General features: G+C 43.8%; 16 protein-coding genes and 1 pseudogene. 8 read left to right on the forward strand and 9 right to left on the reverse strand.

The features are described 5' to 3' along the window. Positions 1-106: 106 nt before the first annotated feature. Positions 107-1,000, reverse strand: a complete 894-nt coding sequence (locus TI10_RS07195; protein ID WP_049582832.1) for a LysR family transcriptional regulator — start codon at positions 998-1,000, stop codon at positions 107-109. Between the two features lie 326 nt (positions 1,001-1,326). Here TI10_RS07195 and TI10_RS07200 point away from each other — a divergent pair, with 326 nt between their 5' ends. Beyond that, positions 1,327-2,517 (forward strand): MFS transporter, encoded by a 1,191-nt coding sequence (locus tag TI10_RS07200; RefSeq protein WP_049582631.1) that lies wholly within the window; start codon positions 1,327-1,329, stop codon positions 2,515-2,517. A gap of 83 nt (positions 2,518-2,600) precedes the next feature. On the opposite strand, the pseudogene TI10_RS24885 reads toward TI10_RS07200, so the two are convergent. Beyond that, positions 2,601-2,690: pseudogene (locus TI10_RS24885) on the reverse strand (SFCGS family glycine-rich protein); the annotation flags it as partial. A 20-nt stretch (positions 2,691-2,710) separates the two neighbouring features. Next, on the reverse strand, positions 2,711-3,022 hold the full coding sequence (locus TI10_RS07205; RefSeq protein WP_049582632.1) for a hypothetical protein: 312 nt from the start codon (positions 3,020-3,022) through the stop codon (positions 2,711-2,713). A 294-nt stretch (positions 3,023-3,316) separates the two neighbouring features. Between TI10_RS07205 and TI10_RS07210 the strand changes: the two genes are divergently transcribed. Next, a complete protein-coding gene (locus TI10_RS07210; RefSeq protein WP_049582633.1) occupies positions 3,317-3,916 on the forward strand; it encodes a hypothetical protein in 600 nt (199 codons plus the stop codon). Between the two features lie 10 nt (positions 3,917-3,926). Beyond that, entirely contained in the window at positions 3,927-5,042 is a 1,116-nt protein-coding gene (locus tag TI10_RS07215; protein WP_049582634.1) for a helix-turn-helix domain-containing protein, read from the forward strand. A gap of 97 nt (positions 5,043-5,139) precedes the next feature. Here TI10_RS07215 and exbD read toward each other — a convergent pair whose 3' ends face one another. Together exbD and exbB are read right to left on the reverse strand one after the other, a co-directional pair. Further along, positions 5,140-5,565 carry a TonB system transport protein ExbD gene (exbD, locus tag TI10_RS07220; RefSeq protein WP_049582635.1) on the reverse strand — a complete coding sequence of 142 codons (426 nt, stop codon included), beginning with the start codon at positions 5,563-5,565 and terminating at the stop codon, positions 5,140-5,142. Between the two features lie 3 nt (positions 5,566-5,568). Then, positions 5,569-6,540 carry a tonB-system energizer ExbB gene (gene exbB / locus TI10_RS07225; RefSeq protein ID WP_049582833.1) on the reverse strand — a complete coding sequence of 324 codons (972 nt, stop codon included), beginning with the start codon at positions 6,538-6,540 and terminating at the stop codon, positions 5,569-5,571. A gap of 355 nt (positions 6,541-6,895) precedes the next feature. On the opposite strand from exbB, the gene metC reads away from it, so the two are divergent. The 5 genes from metC (at position 6,896) to dkgA (ending at position 11,034) form a co-directional block, all read left to right on the forward strand. Beyond that, positions 6,896-8,104: a cystathionine beta-lyase gene (gene metC / locus TI10_RS07230; RefSeq protein ID WP_049582636.1), complete on the forward strand. Its 1,209-nt coding sequence runs from the start codon at positions 6,896-6,898 to the stop codon at positions 8,102-8,104. A 145-nt stretch (positions 8,105-8,249) separates the two neighbouring features. Continuing rightward, the gene (locus tag TI10_RS07235; protein ID WP_049582637.1) at positions 8,250-8,600 is read left to right on the forward strand and encodes a type II toxin-antitoxin system PrlF family antitoxin; all 351 of its coding nucleotides are present in this window, start codon (positions 8,250-8,252) and stop codon (positions 8,598-8,600) included. Between the two features lie 6 nt (positions 8,601-8,606). Beyond that, entirely contained in the window at positions 8,607-9,101 is a 495-nt protein-coding gene (locus TI10_RS07240; protein WP_049582638.1) for a type II toxin-antitoxin system YhaV family toxin, read from the forward strand. Positions 9,102-9,210: 109 nt separating this feature from the next. After that, complete coding sequence (locus TI10_RS07245; protein WP_049582639.1) at positions 9,211-9,882, forward strand: DedA family protein; 672 nt, start codon at positions 9,211-9,213, stop codon at positions 9,880-9,882. Positions 9,883-10,155: 273 nt separating this feature from the next. Next, entirely contained in the window at positions 10,156-11,034 is an 879-nt protein-coding gene (gene dkgA / locus TI10_RS07250; RefSeq protein ID WP_049582640.1) for a 2,5-didehydrogluconate reductase DkgA, read from the forward strand. 75 nt (positions 11,035-11,109) lie between these two features. Here the strand turns inward: dkgA and ftsP are convergent, their stop codons facing one another. The 4 genes from ftsP to parE all read right to left on the reverse strand — a co-directional run bounded on the left by ftsP (position 11,110) and on the right by parE (position 17,920). After that, positions 11,110-12,531, reverse strand: coding sequence for a cell division protein FtsP (ftsP, locus tag TI10_RS07255; RefSeq protein WP_049582641.1), 1,422 nt, complete (start codon positions 12,529-12,531; stop codon positions 11,110-11,112). Positions 12,532-12,922: 391 nt separating this feature from the next. After that, positions 12,923-13,666, reverse strand: coding sequence for a 1-acylglycerol-3-phosphate O-acyltransferase (locus tag TI10_RS07260; RefSeq protein WP_049582642.1), 744 nt, complete (start codon positions 13,664-13,666; stop codon positions 12,923-12,925). Between the two features lie 62 nt (positions 13,667-13,728). Continuing rightward, positions 13,729-15,981, reverse strand: a complete 2,253-nt coding sequence (gene parC / locus TI10_RS07265) for a DNA topoisomerase IV subunit A (RefSeq protein WP_049582643.1) — start codon at positions 15,979-15,981, stop codon at positions 13,729-13,731. Between the two features lie 43 nt (positions 15,982-16,024). Beyond that, the gene (parE, locus tag TI10_RS07270; protein ID WP_049582644.1) at positions 16,025-17,920 is read right to left on the reverse strand and encodes a DNA topoisomerase IV subunit B; all 1,896 of its coding nucleotides are present in this window, start codon (positions 17,918-17,920) and stop codon (positions 16,025-16,027) included. Positions 17,921-17,924: the final 4 nt, after the last annotated feature.

Here is a 17,924-nt window from a genome sequence, read left to right on the forward strand (position 1 = left end):
TTGATATTAATAACCATAGTAAAAAACACCCAATAAAATCATATAGTGAGTGAATTATATTAAACAATATCGCATAAAACCATTAATATATATCAGGCGGATTAGACTAGATCGTCTTGGCAAGCCTCTTTTGCAATAATGACATAAATACTGTTAATTTTGCTGGCGGGTGAGCAAGTGCCCGCAGTAAATAAATATCTTCTTTACGTCCATCTGGATCATTAAATAAAGGCACTAGTTTTTCAGAACGAATATCTGTGGATACCACCCAATTAGGCAGAAGCGCTATTCCAAATCCACTCACCGCGGCCATTCTCAATGTTTCAAAGTCATCGCTGCGAAGAATCCTTTTCTCATCGTTGAAGTTAATAGAATCCCGATAACGTGACCAGCAAATGCCAGCGGGGTCATGATGTTTATCAAGCAAATAGTGATTATTTAATTCGGTAAATGACGTCGGTGTTCCACGCCTTTGAATATAACCTGGGCTGGCACAAATAATCCAAGTTTGTGTAGAGATGCACTTTGAATAAAGCGTGCTATCTTTTAATTCACCAATACGAATAACGGCATCAAGACGATCTCTGACGGGATCAGTTAAACGTTCGGTTTGATCAAGTTCAACCTGAATTTTAGGATATTGAGTAAATAGCTCTGCTAGCATCGGAATAATATGTTGACGCCCAAAGGTTGGCAAACAAGCTATACGTAATACCCCTTGCGGTTCGCCATTCAATGCCGCTAATTCAGCCTGAACATCAACAAGATCATTGATAATACCTTGCGCCCTTGAAAATAAAATCTCACCGGCATCAGTCAATGATAAACCACGGGTAGAACGAAAGAATAGTTTTGTCTCTAGCATCTGTTCAAGATTGTCTACTTGACGTGTAATAGAAGATGCCGCCATACCTTGCAAACGAGCAACGGCAGAAAAACTTTGTGAACGGGCAACATGAATGAATGTTGCTAGCATATCGGTACGTAATAAATCTTTCATCGCAATTTTTACCTTCGAATATTCAAACGCCTTATATACCTTATAGATTTCAAGATGCATCATAGATTTCAAGATGCATCGCGACGGCAAGGGAACGAATCTCCGGGAGCATAGATAACTATGTGACCGGGGTGAGTGAGTGCAGCCAACAAAGAGGCAGTTTGAAAGATAACGGGTATATATTACAAATAATACACAACATCATAATACCGCTATCATCTTTGCATTCTACGCAAAACAACTTCGCTCGCTCTCTTCATTCTCGCAATCTGCGGATAGTGTCAAAATCATTTCATCATAATTCCGGCCAAATGCTGAGAGTTCCCATGTCAAATACAGCAATTCAACTAAACCCTATTTCTTCCGTTTCTCTTATCTTATTATCTGCTGCTTGCGGTTTTGCTGTAGCGAACATTTATTATAATCAACCATTATTGCCAGTAATTGGGACAAGTTTTAACGTTAATGGTTCAATATCTGGCTGGATAGCGACATTAACGCAGATCGGCTACGCAATGGGGCTTCTCTTTTTTGGACCGCTTGGAGATGCACTAAGCCGTCGCAAGCTTATTTTCTGCCTCTTAATTGGCAATATAATCAGCCTTACCTTATGTGCCACAGCGCCGAATTTTACATGTTTTCTAATAAGTAGCCTGATTGTGGGATTAACTTCTATTTCAGCACAAATTATTATTCCAGCCGTATCCGGTTGGGTAATCCCAGAAAAGCGCGGCCGAGCGGTAGGCAATCTAATGAGCGGCCTTTTTGCCGGAGCACTGCTTGCCCGGGCATTGAGCGGCGCAGTCGGAGAACATTTCGGCTGGCGTGAAATGTTTGTATTGGCAGCTTTAATTGATATATGCCTGCTTTTTCTGGTCTGGTTTGTATTGCCACAAATAGAAACACCATATACGATAACTTACAGCCAACTTCTTATTTCACTCGGTAAATTAATAAAGCAACAATCCCTTTTACGTGAAGCGGCATTATCCGGTTTTTTACTGTTCGCCGCTTTTAATACGCTGTGGGGTTCTCTGGCCTTATTGCTTTCCCAACCACCTTACGGATGGGGAAGCGATATTACAGGTCTCTTTGGTTTGACGGGAATTGTGGGAATGCTAGCTTCACCAATAATAGGTTCGTTGACAGATCGCTTTGGTGGGAGAGCTATTGTTGCCACAGGTGCTTTATTAGTGATATTAGCCTTGTGTCTAATTAGCGGCACAAACCACAGTATTCTATTTTTATTCGCCGGTATTATTCTATTGGATCTTGGCAGCAGAGCGGGTTTAGTAGCAAATCAAACACGGTTATATACATTATTACCTGATGCCCGCAGCCGACTAAATACCGTATTTATGACCTGTTATTTCGCCGGCGGCGCAATAGGTTCCTCTTTAGGCGCTGTCGCCGCCTGGCATTTTTCTTGGTATGGCGTCGCTGTCAGCGGCGGAGGATGCGCATTATTAGCCGTTCTGAGGGTTCTGTTTAGCTCAAATGACAGCAAACAAATATGATTTTACACACTGCGCCCCAGGCTATCTTTTGCGATAGCCTCTAAAGGACGGTGCGCCTAATAACTGGCATCACGGTATTAATTAATCGCTCTCCCTCCTGCAACCTCAACACCCGCAGCCAATTTTTTCCCTTTACCTAAACGGTCTCCAATCACTACAACAATTTGTTTCATTGATGCTGTCTCCAAAAACATTAGCTATTTGCACGCGCAATCTCAAAATGAACCGATAGCAACCAAGCCTCTTCAATCGCTAAACCGGGCAGCATATTTATTATTTGTTCCGCTAATTGCATTGATTCCAGTGAAATATCGGTAAATAAAGATTTATCCACTGCCGGTAATAATTCACCAGTTTTCGCCCGCAGAACCATCGCTTTCACATGAGATTCCATCATTTGTTGCTGTATATTCGTGGTGTAGGACCCTATTTCTTTTAGCCTGTCACTGATGGTTAATAACAATTCTTTAGTCACTTCCATCGGCTCTAAATTATTTTTCACCATATTGAACACTCATCCAATTTATCTCTAAAATTCAATAAGTATTTATCGGTTATCCATTTTCCCTAATAAAGTCACTCTACACTTTTTAATTCACTCTTTGGAGGTCAATTTTTTCCAGTTATAAGTGGAAATTAAATGGAATTTAGATAGCAATTAACCAAAAGAAATAAATATAAGTGGTAATAAAGTACATCAAAAAACAATTTATATGATATCAGGTTGACAAAATCAGAAATTTGCACCAACATCAAGATTGACAAACTTGAATTTTTGCACCTTTAGAGAAAACAGCAAATGCCAAACATCCGCTACCCTTGGGAATTCCATCCACAGTTAAGTGAAGAACGTTTAAGTATCATTGCAAAAGAGCTACTCAATGTGCTTGATCACACCTATGAGCAGCTTTCTACACCATTAGATGATAATTATACCCGAGGAACCTGTACATTTGGCCGCCAAAGACAATGCCTTATTCAGCTCTGTATGAAAGGTACTTATGATTGGCTGAAACTAACTAATCCAGGTATGGATACGACTATCGAAATAGAAACAATCCCACTTCGTTTTTTCACTGACGATCCAGAAACTCCCAAAAAATCAGGCTTCTTTCGCCGTAACAATGTAGATCAGCTCTGGGCGCCAGAAATCACGATACCTACAATATGGCGCTTTATTGTAGAAAAACCCCAGTTTGAAGGTGAAGGCGCACAGGTTCATTTTGCCGGCTACAACGAGCATGAAGAAATGTTGTCTCAATGGACTTACGATAACAGTAAAATATCCATGCTGCACTCTACAGACAACACACCGCCATCTGCGGTAACAATCGAATTGGATCCTATCAGCGCTGCGATGCCTGATAAATCCAGAGAAAACAAGCGTAACAACAAGTAGTAGGTGACAAGTGTTCAACGGTTCTAATTTGCGGTTAGCTCGTCTGTATCACGAGCTATCTCTTGAGCAAGTGGCTGAGCAGGTTAATAAAACCCGCCAATATATTCAGCGGCTGGAATCCGGCTTTGCTGTGCCAACTAATGAACTTTCTAATGAATTAGCTACTGTATTGCAGGTTACTCCTGCATTTTTTGAAACCCAAATACAATCGCCTGTGAACGAAGAAATTGTTCATTTCCGTAAACGCAGCGCAATTAGAGTAGCAACAAAATTAGCAGCACTTGCAAAGGCTGAGTTATATAGACGATTAATCGTCGTTTTCGAAGAAAACCTAAATTTACCTCCAGTGTTATTTCCTGAATTAAAAGCAAACTCCCCAGAAGGAGTTGAACGAGCAGCAGAAAAATGTCGGATTGATTGGGGATTAGGATTTGGACCAATTGAAAATGTGACACGCCTAGCTGAAAAGCTAGGTGCATTTGTTACCTCGTTTGACTCAGTGTCTGATGATGTTGACGCGTTATCCGTTCCGTTAGATCGACCTTTCATTGTCAGAAATACAGCCAAGAAGTCACCATGCCGACAACGGTTTGATATTGCACATGAAATTGGACATCTTGTGCTACACGGCGGAATATCTACTGGTGACAGAACAACCGAATCTCAAGCCAACCAATTTGCCTCTGCCCTACTTTTACCACGAAGTGCAATGGCTAAATATTTCCCTGTCCCGATAAGCGGAAGAATCAACTGGCGGGGCCTAAGTGAGTTCAAATTAACCTGGAAAGTAAGTAAAGCAGCAATTATTTATCGGGCACATCAGCTTTCCCTTTTAACCGATACCCAATACAAAACGGCTTTTTTGGGGCTTAAACGTAAGGGAGAAGCCATTGAGGAAAAAGAGGATTATCTTATTCCCCACGAAAAACCTGAATTATTTCATCGAGCAATAAAAGTGCTTATTAATGATGTTTGTATTGATATTGAAACATTAGCTAAGCGTCTGAAAATTACAGTGCCAATGCTGCTTGAACTAGCTAACGATAGTTCACTTTATGAGCTTAATGATCGGACAGATTCTGTAAATGTCATTTCGATGTTTTCATATCGATCCAGGATAGCGTGATTATTTCCCATTCTGTTCAAATTAGGCTCTTATTAATTATTCTTCTATCTCAACCGCGCTTTCCAGCGCGGTTATTTAGTGGAAGAGTCAGTGACAATTAACCCGATGAAACTGCTTCCATCCCTACCAAGCCCACTTTCAGATAGCCGGATTTACGCAAAGAATCCATCACACTCATTAGTGTTTCATAATCCACGGTTTTATCCGCTTGGAAGAAAATGGTTGTCTCTTTATTAGATTGAGTAGTCTGATCCAATACCGCCGCCAAAGTATCATGATCAACCTGTTGATCACCGACATAAAGCTGGCGATCAGCCTTAACTGTCAAGAATACCGGTTTTTCTGGACGCGGCTGCGGTTTTGCCGACGAAGCAGGCAGATCCACTTTAATATCAACGGTTGCCAGCGGCGCTGCTACCATGAAGATAATCAACAGCACCAACATCACGTCAATAAATGGTGTGACGTTGATTTCGTGCAATTCGCCGCTATCGTCCAAATTTTCATTAAGACGTATCGCCATAAATCACCTTGTCTTGTTATTTGCTAAATCCAGATCACGGCCAAGCAGTAATAATGACTGTGCCGCCATGTCACCAACCTGACCACGATAAGCAGCGATCATACGGGCGAAGATGTTATAAATCACAACGGCAGGGATCGCTGCCACCAAACCAAGCGCTGTCGCTAACAAAGCTTCCGCAATACCCGGCGCCACAACCGCCAGGTTAGTTGTCTGTGAGTGAGCGATACCGATAAAGCTATTCATGATGCCCCACACCGTACCAAATAGACCAACGAAAGGAGAAATCGCGCCAATGGTCGCCAGATAGCCATTACCACGCCCCATATGGCGGCTGATAGCCGCAACGGAACGTTCCAGACGGAAAGAAGCTCGCTCTTTCGTGCTATTCAGGTCAGCGCTCTCAGAAGATAACTGACGTTCTGCCTGTACTTCATTCAGCAACAAGCGGCTGATACTGTGCTTGCTAAAACTTTCGGCAATTTCTGTAGCTTGATCAAGGCTCTTAACTTCCGTCAAAGCCAATTGCTCTTTACGTAAACGACGGCCGGCAACCAGTAATTCAGTACCTTTTGAGAAGAATAGCGCCCAGGTAATAACAGAAGCAATCACCAGACCAATCATAACCGTCTTAACCACAACATCGGCGTTTTGATACATGCCCCAAATAGACAGATCGGTAGCAAAGCCACTAGAAAGGTTAGCTTCATCAGCAGGAACGTTAGGTGCAACCTCATCCGTTGCAACCGGCGTCACTTGGGTAGCCTCGGTCGCAGACGCCGTTTGCGGCGCAATCTGATTTGCGGATGGTGCAATTGTATCCGTCGCTGCCGGGGTAGTCGCTGGAGTAGACCCTGCAATCTGTGCAGCTTTTGTCGTGGTTTTGTTATCTGTTGCAGATGCTGGTGCTGTATCAGCCAATGCTGAACCTGTCAGCCCGAACGCTAATATTATTGAAGCAGTCAAATTTCGCATCAGTTGGCCTTTACTCCCTTTACTATAAACCTTGTTATTTAGCAGTGAATTACTTTTCGTCATCTCACTAACCTTATTTATACTGAGTCTTCACTCATCTTCACCAAATTGAATGAACATGCAGGCTGATAATATCAAACCTTAAGTGATTTGATAGTAATTATCATTATTGTTTAATAAAAAAGTATTACCCCTTCACAAAATAAAGTTAAACAGCCCCTACTCGCAGGTAATCAGATGAATTTTCGTCAAGTTGTCTTAATCCTTTTGTACAAAAAGGGCTAAATCTTTTAACGTGTTAACTCTATTTTTTACACCATTTCAAAAATTGAAGTGTTAAAGGCGGCAATGGATCATGGCAGAAAAAAAACTGGAAACTTCACTGGTCAATGCAGGTAGAAGCCCAAAATTTACTCAAGGCGCAGTTAATCCCATCATTCAGCGAACATCATCGGTAATCTTCGATTCTGTCGCCGCCAAAAGACACGCGACGCAAAACCGGGGCAAAAGCGAACTGTTTTATGGCCGCCGCGGCACACAGACTCATTTCTCTTTTCAAGCAGCAATGGCTGAACTGGAAGGTGGCGCAGGCTGTTCGCTTTACCCTTCTGGCGCTGCCGCGGTTAGTAATGCCATTCTCGCTTTTGCCGCCGCAGGCGATCATATTCTATTAACCGGTTCAACCTATGACCCGACACAAAGCTTCTGTGACAAGATATTGTCACGGATGAATATCACCACCGAATATTTCGATCCCATGATTGGCGAGGAGATTGCTGAGCTGATTAAGCCCAATACCAAAGTGGTGTTTCTTGAATCCCCTGGCTCCATCACGATGGAAGTACAAGATATTCCCGCTATTGTCCGCGCAGTACGACGCGTCAATCCAGAGATTGTCATCATGATCGATAATACCTGGGCGGCAGGTGTGTTGTTTAAAGCGCTAGAATTCGGCATCGATATTTCGATTCAATCAGGCACCAAATATATTATTGGTCACTCAGACGCAATGTTAGGTATTGCTGTGGCTAATGAACGTTGTTGGGCGCAACTGAGAGAGAATTCCTATTTGATGGGACAGATAGCAGATGCCGATACGGTCTATATGGCCAGTCGAGGATTGCGTACTTTAGCCATTCGTCTGAAACAACATGAAAAAAGCAGTCTTGAAATCGCACGCTGGCTACAACAACGAACTGAGGTTGCCGCTGTCTATCACCCCGCTCTACCTTCCTGCCCCGGCCACAAGAATTTCATCCGCGATTTCAGCGGCAGTAATGGCCTGTTCTCTTTTCAATTAAAAGAGCAATTAACTCCGCAGCAATTTACGGATTATCTGGATAATTTTCACCACTTTAAAATGGCATTCTCATGGGGCGGTTTTGAATCTCTCATTCTGGGTTATCAACCAGAAGAGATAAAAATCATGCGCCAGTACGATATTTCACAAAGGACGACGCCACAAAGAACAGGCACCCTGTTCCGTTTGCATGTCGGGCTGGAGAATGTTCAAGATTTGATTGATGATCTCACTGAGGGGTTTAAGCGAATTTCTGTTGATTAATCTTATTGTTATTCAATGTAATACACTGAATAACTTAACACTTGGAAGTAATAACGAAGTGATAATATAGATATATTGCCAGTACAATGCATTTGCATTACACTTCGTTAAACAGATTCTTAAATCAGCATAACGAGGTAAAAATATGCACGCATTACCAAGTGTTGAGTTCGAAGTTGGCGCCGAATCCAAGCTTACCAGTCGCAGCCAGACAACTATCCCAACGTCTGTTCGTAAAGCGCTTAAGCTAAAACCAGGTCATGACAGTATCGCATATAAGATTTTATCTTCCGGTGATGTACTTATCAGTCGTAAAAATAGTGAAGAAGAAAAAGATCTTGTCATGGAATCATTTCTGAACTTTCTGGCAAAAGACATTCAGAAATATCCTGAACAAGTACAACAATTAGATGAACAACTCATTAACCGGGCGATGTCACTTACCGCTGGAATAGACATAGATCTGAACAATCCATTATCTGATGACGATGAGTAAAGAACTATGTACGATCGAGTATGTGTAATAAATGGATGGGCTCTTTTTGCTCATCCGTGCTTTATCGAACAATTAAAACAAGCAATAGATAAGGTAGAACAACTTCAGCAGAAATATCCAAATGACTACCTGAAAAAAAATGACGCAAAACGCTTAGCTGCAATCATAAAACTCGTTACTGAAATTATTCCCAGTGACCCAGCTAATATAGCCTTTCGCTTGGGTGATACATTAGGTGGAAAAAGAAAACACTGGTTCAGGGCAACATTTTTCCAACAATACCGTCTTTTTTTCCGTTTCCACGCCGAAAGTAAAATTATTATCTTTGGCTGGGTAAATGACGAGAGAACAAAAAGAGCATATGGCGATAAACATGACGCTTACAAAGTATTTGGTGAAATGCTTAATGCGGGACACCCGCCAGATGACTGGAGTTCTCTTTTAAAAGAATCTACTGATTCACCACTCTTCACTAAACTTATTAATGAACATCAGCCATAAGTTTCTCCCAATAAGGGATAAAGTCAAGCCATGCCAAAACTTTTACTGTAAACTGACTTTATATATACAGATGAAATAAATTTATTTTATAACAGTCACAGGATAAGCAATGGAAGTACTAAACGAGATCATGCAGGCATTATGGCAGCATGACTTTTCTAAACTTGCCAACCCCAATGTTCTCTGGATTATCTATGGCATTCTATTCGTGACACTGGTTCTGGAAAATGGCTTATTACCCGCCGCTTTTCTGCCCGGTGATACATTGTTAATCCTCTCCGGCGCATTAATTGCCAAAGGAGTCATGAGTTTTATCCCAACTGTTTTTATATTAACAACAGCGGCAAGTCTCGGTTGCTGGCTTGGCTATCTCCAAGGGCTATGGCTTGGTGATACCAAACGGGTTAAGAATTGGTTGGCGCAACTTCCTATTCAGTATCGCCAACGAGCTAACGAGTTGTTTTTCAAACATGGTCTGGCCGCTTTACTGATTGGCCGTTTTTTGGCTTTTATCCGTACTCTGTTACCAACATTAGCTGGTATATCCGGCCTTAATAGTAAACGCTTTCAAGTTTTTAACTGGTTGAGTGGCTTGCTATGGGTCGTCATCGTGGTCAGTTTTGGTTATCTCCTTAATCAGATCCCGTTTATTAAGCATCACCAGGATCTGGTGATGAACATTTTGATCATTTTACCCATAGTGCTGCTATTAAGTGGTTTAAGCGCCTCCCTGCTGATGTATTGGCGCCATAAGAAAATCTCGGCGGCAAAACGTAAATAAAAGTCATCGTGGTTTACAATCAGCAGCAAGGTTTTTATTCTTAACTTAATGTACCAACATTATGTGAACTAAGGCTCAACCACTAAGTGATATTCTTGGTATCGATGCATCACCAAACCGGTTAATCTTTGCACTTGGCCATGTGTTGATCACAATCATGGCTTAGATCACGCCAATTGTATTACTTTCTTCAATTACTCTTAATATCAACTTAATATCAATCGCCATGATTTTAACTGATATTTTAAGTCTACCTTTTTATAGGAGTTAGTAATGGATAATCAACCTATCATCAGACTTGCTGATGGGAATCACATGCCACAATTGGGACTTGGATCATGGGCCGCAGATGACCAACAGATAGCAGAAACAATCCATGCTGCATTAGATATCGGTTATCGAGCAATTGATACCGCCGCTATCTACAACAATGAGAAAGGCGTAGGCAACGCATTACAAGAAACAGATATCCCCCGTGAAGATATCTTTGTTACAACCAAATTATGGAATGACAGACATAATGATGTCCGTGCCGCCTTGGCAGAAAGTCTGGAGAAGTTGCAACTGGATTATGTTGATCTTTACCTGATCCACTGGCCTGCGCCACCGCAAGATCAATATGTCAGCGCCTGGCGACAATTGATTGAATTGCAAAAAGAGGGGCTTATTCGCAGTATCGGCGTTTCTAATTTCCAACCTGAACATATCCAGCGACTGATCAATGAAACCGGCGTTTATCCCGTCATTAATCAAATTGAGTTGCACCCATTGTTACAGCAACGTCAGCTCCATGCCTGGAATGCCACACACCATATCGTTACCGAATCCTGGAGTCCTCTAGCACAAGGTGGCGAAAATGTATTTGATAATCCACTGATTCAACATCTGACACACAAGTATGGTAAAACACCCGCGCAGATCGTTATCCGCTGGCACATTGATAACGGCATGATTGTGATCCCCAAATCTACAACGTTATCAAGAATTAAAGAGAATTTTGATGTGTTCGACTTCAAATTAGAAAAAGAAGATCTAACCGAAATGACTACATTAGATATCGGTAAACGTCTTGGGCCAATCCCTGAAACATTCGTTGATTTCAGTGAATTCCTTCAGCTTCTTGAGCAAAATAATGCTAATAATCAGTGCTGAAAAACGCCGGGTAAAACAGAGTTAAAATGTGCGCGGCATTGATACCGCGCCTCAGCTTTATTTAATTATTTTCATTTACTGATTAGCCGGTACAGTCACTAATTGCCCAACAGAGCCGCGATCGGCCATTTCCAAAATCTGGCTGTAATAGAGGAATGGGAAGTGTTCATAAGATGGCTGGTTCATATAAACCAGTAACTCTACTCGCCCATCAACCCAAACAGTATCCTTCCAACCATAATCTTGCGGTTGAGGTGCCCCGCCATTGTGATTAATCACCTTAAACTGCACACCTTCAATATGGAACGGTTGTGGGACAGAGGCATTTACGATCCAGCGCTCCCAAGTTCCTTGTTGGCTGGTAATATCTACCCGATTCATATCCCATAATGCACCGTTAATTCCCGGCATATTACCATCAAGATAAATTTCCCGGTTACGAATTGCGTTGGAAACCGGCGTGACATCATCAACCAGACGAGATGGGAGATCATCTGTCACCAAAGATAATAAACCTGTTGCTTTAATGGTCAGAACAGTGCTGGAATTTAACACTGTGGAGGGTTCAAACAACCCACGTAACTTATCAAGTATCCCTGCCGATTCACCTGCGGTAACAACAACTTCGTCTCCTTTGGACATATCAATCAATACTTCACGCCGCTCTCCTGGCGCAAGGGAGAGTTGCTGAACGGCTATCGGCGCAGGTAACAGCCCCAAATCAGTGCCTATCATATAGAAAGGACGGCCATCACGGATTTGTAGCTGATATCGGCGGGCATTGGATGCATTGAGTAAACGTAAACGAATCCAGCCGCGAGATACTTCAATAAAAGGATTTTGTACGCCATTAACCAACAGAGTATTACCGATAAATCCACTATCAGAGGTCGGCTGATACTCAGGAACCCCAAAGTTATCCAACCGTTTATCCTGAAGAATAACCGGGAAATCATTAACGCCATAATGTTTTGGCAATGGCAAATGGCGGCTGGTTTCATCTTCCACCAACCACATGCCAGCCAAACCCTTATAAACATGCGGCGCCATCCGATTAGGCGTATTGGCATGATACCAGCAAGTTGCCGCCTGCTGACGAATAGGCAACACTGGCGACCAATCCGCCCCCGGAGAAATCTGACGGGCAACCCCGCCAGTCAATGTACCCGGTAATTGTAATCCGCTGACGGTCATTGAAACCGGTTCCGCTAGCCGATTGCTGTATATCAGTTTGACATCATCGTTTTTATGAACCCGTACAGTCGGACCGAGATATTGGCCATTAATTCCCCATACACTGGTTTTATATTGTCCATCAAAAGTCCAATGCGCTTTTTGTAAAGTCAGGAATAGCGGCTGCCCACCACGGGATTCCAATAAAGGGGGAACCGGCAAAGCAGTCTGCTGATTTTTGCTGGCCCGAACCAATAAAGGAGCGGCTCCGATACACATTGCCAAGCCTGATACCTGAATAAATTGGCGCCGACTAAATGACATATTTTCTCCGCGACAGACTTAATTAAATTCCGGTTTTATATGCCTCAAAAATAGCCGAGACACTGCAATCCATTCACCCCGGAAGCGAATAACTCAATATTGAAGTTATTAAAGCTTATTATCCTTTTGATTGCGCTTAACAAAAGCATTATTTATCAAGCACTCATCATAACGCGAATATGGAGGGAATTAAACTATCTGAATGCATTACACGAATCTCTCCCTGTCAGTGATCAGTACATATCATTTTCGACTAATAATGAATTGTGAACATGGACAACGAACAAAAATCCTCACATATACTAAATATGTGAGGATTAAAGTACGCTTAAAAGCTATCGCCGTTGTCAGACCCACACTTTATTATAAAAGAGTGGTCAAAAATAACCTATTATGAGTACTTATCCTGTTTCTCCATTGCAGCCAATTCTTCATCCAATGCTGCTATTTTAACTTTCATCACTTTATGACAATATTCCGCCAGCTCACGCACCTGCTCTTTGGTATATCCAGAAGTATCAATAGGAGGCAACATTTCAACAATGACGGAGCCATTATTCCAGCGATTCAACTTAATCTTGCCATTAGTGATGGAAGAGACACAAACCGGCACAATAGGCACTCCCGCCGAGATCGCAGCATGAAAAGCACCGGTTTTAAACGGCAACAAACCACGACCACGACTACGTGTCCCTTCCGGAAACATCCAAACAGAAAGATGACGATTTTTAATTTGCTCTACAACCTGGGTAATCGTGCCATGTGCTTTAGCACGGTTAGCACGATCAATCAGAATATTGCCGGCCAACCAATAAAGCTGACCAAAAAATGGGATCAGCGCCAAAGTTTTTTTACCTACCGTCACTGTGCCCGGCTGAACCGCATTAGACATGGTTATCATGTCATAGTTGTTTTGGTGGTTGCCAATATAGATACTCGGACCATAATGCCTGGCTTCAGCAGGAATGCGCTCAATAATTTTGACGCCAAATATTTTCGACAACCGACCAAACATATTGCCAAACACCATAACATGGTCAGGGTGACGTGGTCTGAATAAACAGTAAATAGCACCAGAAACACACACTACAATCGAAAACAAAATAACAATAATGCCGCGGATAATTGCTAACATAGTCCCCTCTTATTTAACGGACCCTTTTAGGCCCGTTAGTTTTATTTAATCCCACTATTCAGTTACCCAATAGTAGAAGGTGGTGTTTCAACCTGAACCCGTTCAATACGCTGCAACCCTCGAGGCAGAGGTGTTCCCTTACGACCACGTTCTGCACGGAATTTTTGAAGATCTTCAGGACGCAGCGTTAATTTACGTTTTCCAAAGTAAAGTGTAATAGACGATTGTGGCGATAGCACCAATAACCAACTCAACAGGTCATTTTCTGCGGCTGATTGAACAGAAATTATCTTATTCCCTTTCCCTTTAGAAAGTTGCGGTAAATCTGCAACCGGGAACATTAACATCCGGCCCGCACTGGTAATTGCCAGCAGCATATCATCCTGCGAGTGATTAATTTCCAGCGGCGTCATGACGCGAGCATTTTCCGGCAATGTAATCAGTGCCTTACCTGCTCGGTTTTTAGCAACCAAGTCACTAAAATTACAGATAAAACCATAACCGGCATCAGAGGCCATCAGGAACTTCTGTTCATCAGGCGCCATCAATACATGCTCTACCGTTGCCCCGGCAGGCAAAGTCAGTTTCCCCGTCAGTGGCTCCCCTTGCCCTCTGGCAGAAGGCAAATCCCGTGAATCAAGCGAGTAGCTGCGACCTGTTGTATCAATAAAAACCACCGGCTGGTTACTCTTACCACGGGCCGCGCCACGGAAGCTATCACCCGCTTTGTAATTCAGCCCGGCCGGATCGATATCGTGGCCTTTCGCACTACGTACCCAACCCATTTCAGACAATACGATTGTCACCGGCTCAGAAGGCGCAATGTCATGCTCACTCATCGCTTTGGCTTCATCACGTTCTCTCATTGGAGAACGACGCTCGTCACCATAAGCGGCCGCATCAGCCACGATCTCTTTCTTCAACAACGTGTTCAGTTTGCGCTCAGAACCCAGAATCGCCTGTAACTTATCGCGCTCTTTTGCCAGCTCACTCTGTTCGCCACGGATTTTCACCTCTTCCAGTTTAGCTAAGTGGCGTAATTTCAGCTCAAGAATGGCTTCTGTTTGCGTCTCACTTAAACCAAAACGTGACATTAATACCGGTTTTGGCTCATCTTCACTACGGATAATGTGAATGACTTCATCAATATTGAGAAAGGCGATCAGTAAGCCTTCCAGCACATGCAAACGCTTAAGGACTTTTTCTAAACGATGGTTCAGACGCTTACGAACCGTTTCCCGGCGGAATACCAGCCACTCAGAGAGGATCTCAACCAGCCCTTTCACAGTCGGACGGTTATCCAACCCAATCATATTCAGGTTGACGCGATAACTTTTTTCCAAATCCGTGGTCGCAAACAGATGACTCATCACCAGTTCTAAATCAACCCGGTTTGTGCGAGGAACAATAACCAGACGAGTTGGATTTTCATGATCAGATTCATCACGTAAGTCATCAACCATAGGCAGCTTTTTGGCCCGCATTTGGTTGGCGATCTGTTCCAATACTTTGGCGCCGGAAACCTGATGCGGCAACGCGGTGATCACGACATTGCCATCTTCTTTTGACCAAACAGCGCGCATCCGTACCGAACCACGGCCACTTTTATAAATCTTACGGATATCTTCGTGAGAAGTGATGATCTCCGCTTCGGTCGGATAATCAGGGCCTTTAACGTGTTCCATCAGATCATCAAGGGAACTCTGTGGCTTATCCAGCAGCGTGACCAGTGCGTTCACCACTTCACGAGCGTTATGGGGCGGAATATCTGTCGCCATCCCCACCGCAATACCAGTGGTGCCATTCAGCAAAATATTTGGCAAACGCGCCGGCAGCATTTTCGGCTCCTGCAACGTGCCGTCAAAGTTTGGCACCCAATCAACAGTACCGTGCCCTAATTCAGTTAACAGCAACTCGGCATATTTGGACAAGCGAGACTCGGTATAACGCATCGCGGCAAAAGATTTGGGATCATCCGGCGCCCCCCAGTTCCCTTGCCCATCCACTAAAGGATAACGGTAGGAAAATGGCTGCGCCATTAGCACCATAGCTTCATAACAAGCACCATCGCCATGTGGATGGTATTTACCCAGTACATCACCCACGGTACGGGCGGATTTCTTAAATTTGGCGGTATTGTTCAAGCCCAATTCCGACATGGCATAAACAATACGGCGCTGAACCGGTTTCAAACCGTCGCCGATAAAAGGCAACGCCCTATCCATGATGACGTACATGGAGTAGTTCAGGTAGGCGGTTTCCGTAAATGCGTGGAGCGGCAAACGCTCCACGCCATCGTGAGTTATCTCACTCATTCGCTAATTTCCTCAGAATCTTCTTTGACTATCCCTGTGGGCGTTATACTTCAATTTCTACCGTATCGCCCTTCTCTTGCAGCCAGTTACGGCGATCTTCTGAACGCTTCTTCGCCAGAAGCATATCCATCACCGAGAAGGTTTCCTGATAGTTTTCATCATCGATAGTCAACTGCACCAGACGACGGGTATTTGGGTCTAACGTCGTTTCACGCAATTGCATTGGATTCATCTCACCCAATCCTTTAAAGCGCTGTACGTTAGGTTTACCCCGTTTGCGGCTCAGACGATCCAACACCGCGCTTTTTTCCTCTTCGTCCAGTGCGTAATACACTTCTTTACCTAGATCAATACGATATAAAGGCGGCATTGCCATATAAACATGGCCGTTCTTAACCAATGTTGGAAAATGGCGGACAAACAGTGCGCACAACAGCGTCGCAATATGCAAACCGTCTGAGTCCGCATCCGCCAGAATGCAGATTTTGCCATAGCGTAACTGGCTGAGATCGTGGCTATCCGGGTCGATCCCAATGGCAACGGAGATATCATGGACTTCCTGTGATGCCAACACTTCATCCGAAGAGACTTCCCAGGTATTCAGAATCTTCCCTTTCAGCGGCATGATCGCCTGATATTCACGATCACGCGCCTGTTTTGCCGATCCCCCCGCAGAATCGCCTTCCACTAGAAACAGTTCAGTGAAATTGAGATCCTGTGATGTGCAGTCGGCCAGTTTCCCCGGTAATGCCGGGCCGCTAGTCAATTTTTTACGCACAACTTTTTTTGCTGCACGCATTCTACGTTGTGCGCTGGCAATCGCCAATTCAGCCAGTTGCTCCGCCTCCTGAACATTCTGGTTCAGCCACAAACTGAAAGCATCTTTGACAACACCAGAAACAAAAGCCGCAGATTGGCGCGAAGAGAGGCGTTCTTTAGTCTGACCCGCAAATTGCGGATCTTGCATTTTTACCGACAGAACATAAGTACAGCGATCCCAGATATCATCGGCGGCAAGCTTCACACCACGCGGCAAAATATTGCGAAATTCGCAAAATTCACGCATTGCATCCAGTAACCCCTGACGTAGCCCGTTTACATGCGTTCCGCCCTGCATCGTCGGGATAAGGTTCACGTAACTTTCAGCCAGTAATTCTCCCCCTTCCGGCAGCCAGAGCAACGCCCAGTCAACCGCTTCGGTCGCACCACTGAAAGTACCGACAAACGGCGCTTCCGGCAAGGTTATCAGGCCATTAACCGCCGCCATGAGATAGTCAGTCAGACCATCGGCATAACACCATTTCTGCTCGGTATCGTTGATCTTATCTTTAAAAACAATTTCTACTCCCGGACATAACACCGCTTTCGCTTTCAACAAATGGGTCAAGCGAGAAGCCGAGAAACGTGGGCTGTCAAAGAAACTTTCATCAGGCCAGAAGTGAACGCTGGTACCGGTGTTGCGCTTGCCGCAACTGCCAATTACTGCCAATTCTTGTACTTTATCGCCATTTTCAAAAGCGATCTGATAAATCTGACTGTCACGGCGGACGGTAACTTCAATCCGCTTGGATAAAGCATTAACCACCGAGATACCCACACCGTGGAGACCACCAGAAAACTGGTAGTTTTTATTCGAAAATTTACCACCGGCATGTAAACGGCTCAGGATCAATTCAACCGCTGAAACCCCTTCTTCTGGATGAATATCAACCGGCATGCCGCGGCCATCATCAATGACCTCCAGTGACTGATCGCTATGAAGGATCACTTCAATATGTTTAGCGTGACCCGCCAAAGCTTCATCCACGCTGTTATCGATCACTTCCTGTGCCAAATGGTTCGGACGAGTTGTATCAGTGTACATTCCCGGACGACGGCGAACCGGCTCCAGACCACTGAGAACTTCAATGGCATCTGCGTTGTAACTAGATTGAGTCATGTTG

The sequence above is a fragment of the Photorhabdus luminescens subsp. luminescens genome, assembly GCF_001083805.1.
Taxonomy (GTDB): domain Bacteria; phylum Pseudomonadota; class Gammaproteobacteria; order Enterobacterales; family Enterobacteriaceae; genus Photorhabdus; species Photorhabdus luminescens.

Excerpts from the sequence above, each read along its gene's own strand:
- TI10_RS07195 (WP_049582832.1), bottom strand. The coding sequence starts at position 1,000 with ATGAAAGATTTATTACGTACCGATATGCTAGCAACATTCATTCATGTT.
- TI10_RS07200 (WP_049582631.1), top strand. The coding sequence starts at position 1,327 with ATGTCAAATACAGCAATTCAACTAAACCCTATTTCTTCCGTTTCTCTT.
- TI10_RS07205 (WP_049582632.1), bottom strand. The coding sequence starts at position 3,022 with ATGGTGAAAAATAATTTAGAGCCGATGGAAGTGACTAAAGAATTGTTA.
- TI10_RS07210 (WP_049582633.1), top strand. The coding sequence starts at position 3,317 with ATGCCAAACATCCGCTACCCTTGGGAATTCCATCCACAGTTAAGTGAA.
- exbD (WP_049582635.1), bottom strand. The coding sequence starts at position 5,565 with ATGGCGATACGTCTTAATGAAAATTTGGACGATAGCGGCGAATTGCAC.
- exbB (WP_049582833.1), bottom strand. The coding sequence starts at position 6,540 with ATGCGAAATTTGACTGCTTCAATAATATTAGCGTTCGGGCTGACAGGT.
- metC (WP_049582636.1), top strand. The coding sequence starts at position 6,896 with ATGGCAGAAAAAAAACTGGAAACTTCACTGGTCAATGCAGGTAGAAGC.
- TI10_RS07235 (WP_049582637.1), top strand. The coding sequence starts at position 8,250 with ATGCACGCATTACCAAGTGTTGAGTTCGAAGTTGGCGCCGAATCCAAG.
- TI10_RS07240 (WP_049582638.1), top strand. The coding sequence starts at position 8,607 with ATGTACGATCGAGTATGTGTAATAAATGGATGGGCTCTTTTTGCTCAT.
- TI10_RS07245 (WP_049582639.1), top strand. The coding sequence starts at position 9,211 with ATGGAAGTACTAAACGAGATCATGCAGGCATTATGGCAGCATGACTTT.
- dkgA (WP_049582640.1), top strand. The coding sequence starts at position 10,156 with ATGGATAATCAACCTATCATCAGACTTGCTGATGGGAATCACATGCCA.
- ftsP (WP_049582641.1), bottom strand. The coding sequence starts at position 12,531 with ATGTCATTTAGTCGGCGCCAATTTATTCAGGTATCAGGCTTGGCAATG.
- TI10_RS07260 (WP_049582642.1), bottom strand. The coding sequence starts at position 13,666 with ATGTTAGCAATTATCCGCGGCATTATTGTTATTTTGTTTTCGATTGTA.
- parC (WP_049582643.1), bottom strand. The coding sequence starts at position 15,981 with ATGAGTGAGATAACTCACGATGGCGTGGAGCGTTTGCCGCTCCACGCA.
- parE (WP_049582644.1), bottom strand. The coding sequence starts at position 17,920 with ATGACTCAATCTAGTTACAACGCAGATGCCATTGAAGTTCTCAGTGGT.